A 10,766-nucleotide genomic window follows, 5' to 3' on the forward strand; every position below is an offset into this window, starting at 1 on the left:
GGCTCCGTTGTTCGTTGGTGAGGGCTTCGACCAGATCGCTACAAGGCCGTGATCAGAGCCGATGGCTCACGATCCCGACTTTGAAACAGCCCTGCTCGGAGTGGGGCTGTATATCCAACTTTTGCCCCAAACGCCATGTGGAACATAGATTAAATATGGTAGCGGGCATGCTTTTGCAAATGGGTTCGGGGTCGTGTTGAGGGACATGTAGAGGAAGTTGCAATGATGATCTTTCCTGTCTGGATACGAAGACGTGCGGGCTCCTGGTATTTTTAGGAGAAATCGGCATGCGGCACGCAGATTGCGTCGAGATTCAGTTGCCTTGCAAGCGTTTTGAGATGATTTCATGGCGGGATTGAGATGCGACCCGACCCTTTTCTTGCTGAGATCAAGGGTCGAACCGCATTTTATTCTCCTCCGCTGCGCCGCCGGGCTGCGGCGTTCACGGCGGCAGCAAGGCCAACACAGAAGACCGCGAGTGCGCCGCCCGCCATGATGAATCTTCCCTGGTTCCATAATATTGGGGCAGCGAGTGCCATCGAGAGCATTACTGCCAAGGCAATCAGTGAGCCTTTTTCGTCCTGTTTCTCGGAGTTGAAGGACGAGTACGGCTCGGGTGATCTGGCCGACCTGGTGTGGGCAGCACCGCAACCGGCGTAGAACGTCCCAGTTCTTGAGCTGGGCGAAAGCCCGCTCCCCGGGACTGCGGAGCTTGGCGTGCTCGGAGTTGGCGTCCTTCTTCCACTGAGGTGATCTCAGTGAGTTTGCTTCTCGATATTGGTCAGAGCCGGCGCGGCGTGCACAATCGTGCCGATCTTGGACGGGCTCATCGTGGTGTGGCGCAGTACTCTCCACCGGCCGGTCAGGATCGCCATCGCGCGTTCGCCGATGCGCCGCAGGCCGCGTAGCAGCCGGTTGTGGGCCCGGTCGTCGACATACCGGCGATGCTTGTCGACCTCGGGCGGACGCCTGATCGGGGTGCGCACGTCGGCTCCGGCGCCGTCGTAGCCGGGATCGGCCAACACCACCCCGCCGGCTGTGGCCTTGTGCACAAGCGGAAACACGTGCCGGCGTGCGGCGGTGATGTCGGGCGTGGCCCCGGGCTCGACGTCGGACGCCCACAGCGGTTCTCCTCGGGCATCGGACAGGAACTGGAGGTTGCCGCCGTGGCGGTGTTTGTGGCCGCTGTACCAGAGGTCGCTTCGGCCGGAGGGGCCAGGCTCCGAACAGCGGTTGGAGACAAACAGTTTTCCGTCCAGGATCAGGGGGGTATCGGGTGTGGTGCGGGCGTGTTCGAGGACCTGGTGCAGGTCGGGGGCCTGGTCGGCGAGCACGTCGATGCCCTCGTCGACGTAGCGGTAGCCGGTGGCTCGGGAGATGTGGTTGTCCCTGGCCAGGGCGTCGATGGCGGTGCCGTCGCGAAACCACCGCACGACCAGGACCGCTTGTTTGTAGCAGGTCAGGGCGCGGGTGCCCGTGCGGGTGCCGCGGCGTTGGCGTTCGGCGTTCAGCAGGGCTGAAAGGTGCCAAACGGTGGCCTGGTCCACGTCGAGGGTGGCAGTATAGGGAACCACGTGGAGCCTTTCAGGTGGTCAGGTGGAGATTCGACACCTCGCCTTCTACCTGGGGCTCCACGTCTGTGTCAGGGGAACGGAAATTCACCCATGGATGCACTTCTCGTCTTTATTACCGGTTTTCTACTGCTTTCCGGCTGCTGAGATCACCTCACTGCGGCTTGCCCTGTCCCTTGAACGGGCAGAACACCGCCCCCGACAGACCCACGTACCCCTTGTCCCCAGTCTGATGAGGCCGGTGGCCTCGATGCGCTCGGCGATCTTCCACACCCGGGCGGCCCGGGTGTCGTGCACTGACCCCAGGAGCGACCACGCCGTCCAGAGGGGTTCCCCATCGGGCGCGGCCACCACTTGGATGTTCATACCGTGGCGTTTGTGCTTGCCGGAATAGAACGGACGGTCGGCCGCCAGGCGGTCGTGGTTCCCACATCGAAACCGGCCGCGATCTGGGTGAAGGTCCCGCCTTTGTACAGGTGGACCAGCACGAGCAGGGCCTGCTGTGCGGGGTCCAGGCGCCGCCATCGAGAACCGGTGTTCTTGCGGTGGACGCGGATGGTGCGGGCGGCCGGGTTCAAGGTCCGGCGTGACAACGGCAGGCAGGAACGGTACAACAACATGTGGAGCCTCTGGTGCTGGGTTTTCTTCGTCGTTGATCCATCTGCCAGGGGCTTCTTGCTGTCAGAGGCGGTTCAAGCGGGCTGGTGCGAGGCTGTGACCTGCACCTTCAGGATGAAAAAGGTTCAGTTGCACCCTTGCGGTCAGGCCCAAAATTTTCCTTGGAGCTGTTATTTCAAGCCTGTGATCACGCTTTCTTTTTTGCTTCCTCTTCTGCCTTTCTGGACCATTCCTGTGCACGTTCGGACATGGCCATGGAATGCAGGAGGCGAAGCCTTCCGCTATTCAAGCTCAGTTCCTTCTCGCAAGCCATGACGATGTCTGCAGGGGGAAGTCGGCGTCCGAGTTCGTAGTCGACGAGGTTGCTGTGTGCCCTCAGTCCGAGCATTTGAACGAAGCGTCGCTGTGACAGTCCCTTCGCCATCCGTTGGCGTCTGGTCTCGATTCCCAGGCGCACCTGAGCAGAAATTCTTTGAGCGGGAGAAGCAGAATCATGTGGGTTGTTCATGGAGGGCAAAATCGGCTCCTCATGTACTCTTACGTGATTCGTGGAGGCCGGATCAATTCCCCAGATAGGCGAGGACGGCCAGTACCCGGCGGTTATCCTGCGCCGCGGCCTGGAGACCGAGTTTGGTGAAAATACTGCTGATGTTCTTGGCCACGGCGGCCTCGGTGATTACTAGCTGCGCTGCGATGGCGGCGTTGGAGCGGCCCTGGGCCATCAGTGCCAGAACCTCCCTCTCCCTCGGGCTCAGCCGGTCCAATGTTGACCGATTGCGCCGACGGCCCAGGAGCCTGCGCACCACCTCCGGGTCGATGACTGTTCCGCGCGAGGCCACCCGTTCGAGGGTGTCGATCAGCTCGTCCACGTCGCTGACCCGGTCCTTGAGCAGGTAGCCGATGCCGGAGGCGGTGCTTTCCAGGAGGTCGGCAGCCGCGCCCGGCACGACGTACTGGGACAGGACCAGGATCCCCACGTCGGGGTGTGTCCGGGTGATCCGGAGCGCCGCCCGGAGTCCGTCATCGCGGTTGTCCGGGGGCATCCGTACGTCGGTGACAGCCACGTCGGGCTCGTGTTCGGCCACCGCTCGGAGTAGTCCAGGGGCGTCGCCCACCGCGGCCACAACCTCGTGCCCGACCATGGAGATCAGCTGTACCAGACCTTCACGGAGCAATGCCGAGTCCTCGGCGATTACGACACGCACGGGATCTCCACCTCCACCACTGTGGGACCGCCCGGTGGACTGCTCAGGCGAACCTCCCCTCCGTAGGCCGCAGACCGGTCCGCCAGCCCGGCCAGCCCCGACCCGGCCTTCGGGACCGCACCTCCGGCGCCGTTGTCGCTCACCCGGAGAAGGACTCGCCCCCTCGGGCCGCCGACGGCCCTGAGGAAGAGTTCGATCTCGTCGGCCCCGGAGTGCCGCACGGCGTTGTTGACGGCCTCGGCGGCACAGAAGTAGAGAGTGGACTCGATCGCGGGCGGCATCCGTCTCGCTCCTTCCGTGTCGACGCCGGCTGGGATCGGGCAGGTGTCGGCCAGTTCGTCGAGGGCGGCGGCCAGACCGCGTTCGGTGAGGGCGGCCGGGTGGATTCCGTGCACCAGGTCACGGAGCTCGGTGAGGGTGGCCCGGGCGTCCTCGTAGGCCTGTTCGACGAGTGCTCGGGCCCTGGCCGGGTCGGTCTCGAACCGGGTGCGGGCCATGCCCAGGCGCATAACCACCGCGGTGAGGCGCTGCTGCGCGCCGTCGTGAAGGTCGCGTTCGATCCTCCGCCGTTCCGCGGTGAAGGCGTCCACGAGCCGTGACCGGGAGCGGATCGCTTCTCCGAGCCGCTCGTCCAGCTCCTCCTCTCGGCCGGTAGTGAGCATCAGCCTGACCAGCCGCGCGCGGCCCGCAGCCAGGACCATGGCGAAGTAGGCCGAGGCCACGAGCGCCACCGTTCCGACGACGATGTCGGCAACCCACGGGGCGGCTGGTAGGAGGTGGGCTCCTACCAGCATGTCTGCCTCCTTGGGACTCAACACACCGGTGGTCTGCAGTAGCGGGGAGGCCAGCAGGGTGAGCGGTATCGCGACCAGAACTATGACCGTGACCGCCTCCACCAGGGCGAGTGGTAGAAGCAGCAGTCCATAGGCGAGTTCCTGCCAGGTGACAGTCTCTCGGAGGCGGGCCTTGACCCAGCGAGGGGAGCCGATGGGGCCAGGGAAGGGGATATGGGGCGAGGGTGTGGGCGCCGACTCCATCAGTGCGAGTCTGCGTCGCTCCACCGCGCCCAAGGGGAGCCCGGACAAGAGCAGCAGCGGCCAGCACAGCAGTGCCCACAGGGCGGCCACGGGCAGCGACGTGGCCAGGTAGGCCAGGGACCGCCACGGCCAGGCGGTGGCCAGGACCAGGAAGGGCCTGGATGCGGCAGCACGCCAGAAGGCCCGATGATTCGGTTGCTTAGGAGGTATCGCTGTGCCGGATATCTCGGACGAACGCGATCCCTGTGGACTCCCTGCCGGCTGAGAGGCTTCAGGAACAGTGGTTGCGGCTATCGAAGACATCAGTCGTGTGGGCTCACGATCGCAGAAGGGAAGCGGTTGCCGGATGAGATCCTACTGACAAGCAGAAAATCCGACCTCCGCGGTAGAGGTTTCTCTACTTGACTTCTCTCACCAGGGCCAGTGACGTTCAAGGGTTGATTTGTTTGACTTTTCCTCAAACGAGGATCGGAGCGGGCCCGGTCCCTTCAGCCTGCGGAAGTGAGTTGGATGTCGGCATGAGGAGAAGCGATGGAGGCCGAGCCGAAAAAACGGTGTGGGGTGGCCACAACCGGCCATATGGAGAAGGTCGGGAGGATCCTACGGTACTGCGGGTCGTAGGGCTGGCCAAAACCTATGCAGGGGGAGTTCTTCCTGTCCATGCCCTGAGAGGGGTGGATGCGGCCTTTCCCCGGGGTGGTTTCACCGCGGTCGTGGGCCCCTCGGGTTCGGGGAAGAGCACCTTCCTGCACTGCATGGCCGGGCTGGAGCGTCCTGACGCCGGCAGCGTGCTGGTGGAGGGCCACGACATTACCCGACTCTCCGAGAGGGATCTGACCCGCATGCGCGCGCGTGCGTTCGGCTTCGTGTTCCAGTCGTTCAACCTGCTCCCGGTGCTCGATGCGGAGGAGAACATCACGCTCGGGCAGCGCCTGGCCGGGCTGCCCCTGGACGAGGACTGGAAGGACGAACTCGTGGAATCGCTCGGTCTGGCCGACCGTATCCACCACCGCCCCGCCGAACTCTCTGGGGGACAGCAGCAGCGGGTCGCCGTGGCGCGGGCACTGGTCCACCGGCCGAGCGTGCTCTTCGCCGACGAACCCACCGGGAACCTCGACTCCCGCTCCGGTGGCCAGGTGCTGGAGGCACTGCGGCGGGCGGTGTCCGATCACGGGCAGACCGTCGTCATGGTCACCCATGACCCCGTGGCCGCGGCCCGCGCCGACCGGGTGCTGTTCCTGCGTGACGGCGGTGTCGAGGGTGAACTGCGCAGTCCCGCCCCGGACACCGTGCTGGAGTGGATCGTGCGTCTGGAGTCCGCGTGATCAGGTTTGTCGTACGCAGTGCTGCCGCCCGTGTGCGTTCGCTCGCGCTGTCGGTCCTCACCGTGGCCCTCGGTGCGGGCCTGGCCGTGGCGGCCCTGGCGTTGCAGGGTTCGGCCGACCGGGTGGCGGCGGCAGGGGCCGGTGCCTCCTGGGAGCTTTCGGGGGCGCCTGTCGTCGTGGTGGCCGTACCGGAGGAGACCGGGCTCACCACAACTCCTTCCGGGGAGCCCGCCAGGCTGGACCCCGCCACGGTGGAGATGTTGGCGGGACTTCCCGAGGTCGGTGGGATGGAGGTGGAGGCGCCCTTCCCCGCCTACGTGGTGGCCGGAGACCGCACCTTGGGCGGTCAGGCGGACCGCTCCTGGGGACATTCCTGGGTGCTGGCCGGCATCGAATCCCTCACGCTCTCCCAGGGGCGGCCGCCCGAGGAGGAGGGGGAGGTGGTCATCGACGAGCGAACCGCGGCAGAGGCCGCCCTGGAATCCGGTGACCGTACCGAGATCCTCACCGCCGACGGGGTCGACACCGTGCTTGTCGCCGGAGTCGTGGACGGCGGTGACGACGGCCCTCGGAGCCGAGTCGTCCTCTTCTCTCCGGAAGAGGCCGCAGTGCGAGGAGGTGCTCCGGTTCTGGCTGCGCTCCGGCCCGAGGAGGGGACGGACTCCTCCCGGCTCGCCGAGGCGATCCGGGAGGACGTTCCGGGGGTCAGGGTGCTCACCGGGGCCGACCGGGGTGAGGCCCTCGTCCTGGACGTGGCCGACCGCGAGCTGGCCTCGGGCATGGGGCGCTTCCTCGGGACGGTGTCCGGCCTCGTCCTGCTGCTGGCCGCAGTTCTGGTCGCGGGCCTGCTCACCACAGCGGTACGCGACCGTTCCCGTGAGTTCGCTCTCCTGCGCCTGACTGGGGCGACACCCGGCCGGGTACGGAGTCTGGTCGTGGGCGAGGCACTGGTCCTGGGATGCGTCGCGGCCGTGCTCTCCTGGGGTGCGGGTGTGCTCCTGGCGGTGCTCCTGGCCCGGTTCTTCGGGGCCATGGGGGTGCTCCCGCAGGGGTTCGAGCTGCTGGTGGGATGGTCCGCTCTCACAGCCGGAACGGTTCTGGCGCTGGCCGTGCCGCTGCTGGTCTCGTGGAAGCCCGCGCGCTCGGCGGGCCGGATCGCTCCCGTCGAGGCCATGCGTACGGCTCGGACCGCATCGGCCGCCCGGCCCCGGGGACGGGTTGTTCTCGGTGCGGCGGCTCTCGGTGGCACTGCGGTACTTCTCCTGGTGGCGTGGGGGTTCTCGGGGAACCAAGGGGCTGTGGTGGCGGCACTGGCGGCCACTGCGCTCCTCGTCCTCGCAGCCGCTCTCCTCTCCCCTGTCCTTGTCCGAGGCATGCTGCGTCTGTGCCGACCGTCGTCTCGTGCAGGGGCGGTGCTCTTCCTGGCCCACAGGGACGCGTACGCCGACACGGGAAGGGTGGCAGGGGTGATGACACCTCTCCTGGTGACCACCGCGGTGGCGTGTGTGCTGCTCTTCCAGGGGCCGACCACCGACCAGGCACGCCTGCACTCCTACGGGGAGCGCCTGGCCGCCGACCTCGTGGTGGCCGGCCCCGTGGGCATCGGCCTTCCCGTCACCGCGGCGCCGACGGCTGCCCGCGTCCCCGGGGTGGCCTCCGCCGGGGGGTTCCGGCAGACGGTCACGACGATCACCGGTGCGACCCTGACGACCTATCTCGTCGACCCCGAGACCGTCGCGGACGTCTACCGGCTCGACACCGAAGAAGGAAGATGGGAGGAGTTCGGCGCCGACGGAGTCGCGCTCCATACCGATGTCGCACGGTCGGCGGGCCTGCGGGCGGGCGATGCGGTCACGCTCTCCGGACCGGACGGGGAACCGATCCGGGCTCAGGTGGCGGTCCTCTACGAGGCAGGGCTCGACTTCCCCCAGGTCCTGCTTCCCAGACAGAGTCTCGCTCCCAGGATGCTGGACGCGATGGAGAGCGCCGTCCACGTCACACTCGATCCCGCTGCCGACCCGGCTCAGGTTGCACGCCTGCTCGAGGAGGCGATCGACGGGGGACCCGAACTCGTGGTCACCGACCGCGCCGGGCACCTCTCCCTCCTGGAGAGGCAGGGGGAGGGCGATGACTGGATCACATTTCTGATGGTGGCACTGGTGGCGGGTTTCGCCGGAATCAGCACGGTCAACACGCTCATCGTCTCCACGGCTGGGCGGGCGAGGAACTTCGCCCTGCTGCGCCTGGCGGGGGCTTCCAGGAGGCAGGTCGCGGGCATGGTCGCCGGCGAGGCGGTGGCGGTGTCGGCGGCCGCCGTGGTGCTGGGAACGGTCACGTCACTGGCCGGGCTTGCGGCCACCGGCTACGCCTTCACCGGTGACACGGTGGTCCTGGCCGTACCCGCGGGAGGGTACGCCCTCGTCGCCGCCGGAGTTCTGATCCTGGGCCTGGCAGCCAACCTGGTTCCGGCAGCCGCCGCCCTGCGCGCCCGGCCCCTGCACGTGGTGGCAGCTCACGGGTGAGGTACTGCCGCGCAATGTCGGACAGGCCAATTCGGGCCTGGTCGGAGGTTGGTCGGAGGTTGGTCGGAGGTTGGTCGGTCCCCCCGGGAAACCCGTGTCGGCGTGCTCCAATGTCTCTCGGTAAGTATTTGGATTTTCTTGCCGAGGCAAGAGCGTGCGGTTTAATCCCTGTGCGTTGTCCGGGAGTGGAGCTCATGGACGGACGGTATTTACTTTTCAGCCCAGAGGGGACAGTTTTCTACGACATCCCGGACGATGGGCAGGGAGGTAGGTTTTCTCTGAAAGATTTTTCTGAGCCCAGTGGATGGAAGCGTGCTTTCCGTCATCCTTGGGTCTCCTTCTTCTCTCCCCTGCCGATCCCTGACCAGGGTTGGAAGATTCATGTGAGTTCATCTGAGGAGAACGCTCAGAAAATTTTGAGTAGAGTTGCTGCCCACTGTTTCTCTCACGATCTCTCATTTAAGTTCCTGGGCAGCCGTCAGGCTCTTCGGGGGCAGAATGCAAAATATGCGGATCGCGGTTCCAGTGGGAAGTTCTGCACGATCTACACCAGGAACGAGGATGAGCTCCACTCCACCTTGATCGAGCTCGGTGACCGTCTGGCGGGCTTTCCAGGCCCCTACATCCTCAGTGATCTCCGTTGGGGGGCCGGCCCCCTGCATGTCAGGTACGGTGGCTTTCGGGAACGCTACTGCGTCACCTCGGATGGGCGGCGGGTGCCTGCGATTATGTCCCCGAACGGGGATCTGGTCCCCGACCGCCGAGAACCTGCTTTCCTTCCGCCCGACTGGGTTGAGATCCCAGAGTTCCTGGAACGAGAATTTTCGAAAGACGAACCGGACGAGCAGTCGTTTCCTTTCACTCCGGAATTGGCTCTCCACTTCTCCAACGCAGGCGGGGTCTATCAGGCACGCGATCACCGGGACAACCGGACCGTGGTGCTCAAGGAGGCCAGGCCCTACGCGGGAGTGGACCAGCGAGGCGAGGACGCCCCCTGGCGTTTGAGGAGGGAAGCCTCGGTCCTGGAACGGCTGTCGGGGCTGCGTGGCGTTCCTGTCTTCCACGGACGCTTTCGGGCCTGGGAACACGATTTCCTGGCAATGGAATATATCGACGGCGTTGCTCTCAAACGTGCCGCCATGGACCGTATGCCGATCCTGGTTCCGGGTGCTCCCTCAGAGTCCGACGGCGAGTACACGAAATGGGCACTGCGTGTCCTTTCCTCGGTGGAGGAGGTGGTCGCGCAGATTCATGACCGCGGAGTGGTCATCGGTGACATCCACCCGAAGAACGTACTCCTGCGAAACGACGACTCTCCAGTTTTCATCGACTTCGAATTCAGTGCCGTAGACGATCCCCATTGGCGGGCTCCGCAGGGGGCCCCGGGTTCGTGGCTCCGCCCCATCTTCGCGGAGTTGAGGCTGACCGGTGGGTGCTCGCCTGCCTGAAGCTGGACATGTTTGTCCCCCTCACTGCAATGCTGATGCGCGCACCGGGAAAGATTCGACAACTCGTGCGTACCGCCGAACGCCGTTACGACCTTCCCGAAGTGTTCGTGCGGGGCCTTCTCGAGGACCTGGGGCAGGCGACTGCTCCGATATCCGTCGGTCCCCCGGCTCAGCCGACACCGTTGGCACGCCTTTACCTGGAGGGCGGTGAAGTCGCGCTGGAAGACCAGAAAAGACTCATCGCAGAAGGCATCAAGGGCAGTGCCACACCAGAGCGAGCGGACCGCCTTTACCCGGGAGACATCGAGCAGTTCCTTGCATGTGATGGTCTCGGGCTTGCCTTCGGTGCAGCAGGTGTTCTGCTGGCTCTTGCCGAGGCGGGCATCGAACGTGTCCCTGAGCACGAGGACTGGCTCTTGCGCCGAACTGCGGAAGTCGACGGTCTTGGCGCGGGTTTCTACACAGGGGCCCACGGCATCGCGTACACCCTCGACCGGCTGGGGCGGCACGAGGACGCTCTGAAGGTCATGGAGAGGATCGGGACTGCGACACCGGCGACAGCGGCAGAAGGTTTCGGGCTCTTCCGCGGTCTGGCTGGAGAAGGTCTCAACCTCCTGCACTTCGCCAGGAGGACCGGGGACCGAGACTTCGGCGAAGCAGCTTTGAGGGCAGCAGAACCGATCGCCTCCGCCTTGTCGGAGGGCTCCCAGGGCCTGGACCTGGCCCGGGCCGGCCTGTTGCACGGCTGGTCCGGCGCGTGCCTGCTATTCCTTCAGCTGTACGAGACCACTGGCGAGGTCATGATGGCCAACTTCGCGAAACAGGCTCTGGAACGCGATCTCGACAAATGTGTCGTCACCAAGAATGGCACTTTCGAGGTCTCCGACGATTGGCGGACTCTGCCATATCTGGAGTTCGGCAGTGTCGGGGTGGGAATCGCCCTCGAACAGTGAGCCTTTTTCATGCTGAAGGTGCAGGTCACAGCCCCGTACCGGTCTCCCTGAACCCCTTCTGAACAGCAAGAAGCCCCTGGTAGGTGG

General features: G+C 65.4%; 11 protein-coding genes. 5 read left to right on the top strand and 6 right to left on the bottom strand.

Annotation, left to right across the window (positions count from 1 at the left end; genetic code table 11):
- Positions 1-360: 360 nt before the first annotated feature.
- Positions 361-660, top strand: coding sequence for a hypothetical protein (locus FHS13_RS21045; protein WP_184293705.1), 300 nt, complete (start codon positions 361-363; stop codon positions 658-660).
- 95 nt (positions 661-755) lie between these two features.
- On the opposite strand, the gene FHS13_RS21050 is transcribed toward FHS13_RS21045, so the two are convergent.
- The 6 genes from FHS13_RS21050 to FHS13_RS21070 form a co-directional block, all read right to left on the bottom strand.
- Positions 756-1,574 carry a transposase family protein gene (locus FHS13_RS21050; RefSeq protein ID WP_184293706.1) on the bottom strand — a complete coding sequence of 273 codons (819 nt, stop codon included), beginning with the start codon at positions 1,572-1,574 and terminating at the stop codon, positions 756-758.
- A gap of 123 nt (positions 1,575-1,697) precedes the next feature.
- The gene (locus FHS13_RS21655; protein ID WP_246405622.1) at positions 1,698-1,937 is read right to left on the bottom strand and encodes a hypothetical protein; all 240 of its coding nucleotides are present in this window, start codon (positions 1,935-1,937) and stop codon (positions 1,698-1,700) included.
- Positions 1,934-2,191 (bottom strand): helix-turn-helix domain-containing protein, encoded by a 258-nt coding sequence (locus FHS13_RS21660; RefSeq protein WP_246405624.1) that lies wholly within the window; start codon positions 2,189-2,191, stop codon positions 1,934-1,936. Before FHS13_RS21660 ends, FHS13_RS21655 begins: the two co-directional genes overlap by 4 nt.
- A gap of 185 nt (positions 2,192-2,376) precedes the next feature.
- Positions 2,377-2,706, bottom strand: a complete 330-nt coding sequence (locus FHS13_RS21060; RefSeq protein ID WP_184293707.1) for a helix-turn-helix domain-containing protein — start codon at positions 2,704-2,706, stop codon at positions 2,377-2,379.
- Positions 2,707-2,749: 43 nt separating this feature from the next.
- A complete protein-coding gene (locus FHS13_RS21065) occupies positions 2,750-3,394 on the bottom strand; it encodes a response regulator (protein ID WP_184293708.1) in 645 nt (214 codons plus the stop codon).
- Entirely contained in the window at positions 3,382-4,521 is a 1,140-nt protein-coding gene (locus tag FHS13_RS21070; RefSeq protein ID WP_221443295.1) for a sensor domain-containing protein, read from the bottom strand. Before FHS13_RS21070 ends, FHS13_RS21065 begins: the two co-directional genes overlap by 13 nt.
- Before the next feature lie 584 nt (positions 4,522-5,105).
- On the opposite strand from FHS13_RS21070, the gene FHS13_RS21075 reads away from it, so the two are divergent.
- The 4 genes from FHS13_RS21075 (at position 5,106) to FHS13_RS21090 (ending at position 10,679) form a co-directional block, all read left to right on the top strand.
- Positions 5,106-5,756 carry an ABC transporter ATP-binding protein gene (locus tag FHS13_RS21075; protein WP_343065119.1) on the top strand — a complete coding sequence of 217 codons (651 nt, stop codon included), beginning with the start codon at positions 5,106-5,108 and terminating at the stop codon, positions 5,754-5,756.
- On the top strand, positions 5,753-8,278 hold the full coding sequence (locus FHS13_RS21080; RefSeq protein ID WP_184293711.1) for an FtsX-like permease family protein: 2,526 nt from the start codon (positions 5,753-5,755) through the stop codon (positions 8,276-8,278). The genes FHS13_RS21075 and FHS13_RS21080 overlap by 4 nt, the downstream gene beginning before the upstream one ends.
- Before the next feature lie 194 nt (positions 8,279-8,472).
- Entirely contained in the window at positions 8,473-9,726 is a 1,254-nt protein-coding gene (locus FHS13_RS21085; RefSeq protein WP_246405632.1) for a class III lanthionine synthetase LanKC N-terminal domain-containing protein, read from the top strand.
- Positions 9,711-10,679: a lanthionine synthetase LanC family protein gene (locus FHS13_RS21090; protein WP_184293713.1), complete on the top strand. Its 969-nt coding sequence runs from the start codon at positions 9,711-9,713 to the stop codon at positions 10,677-10,679. Before FHS13_RS21085 ends, FHS13_RS21090 begins: the two co-directional genes overlap by 16 nt.
- Positions 10,680-10,766 lie beyond the last annotated feature (87 nt).

Origin of the sequence: Nocardiopsis algeriensis (assembly GCF_014203695.1) — a bacterium.
Classification (GTDB): Bacteria; Actinomycetota; Actinomycetes; order Streptosporangiales; family Streptosporangiaceae; genus Nocardiopsis; species Nocardiopsis algeriensis.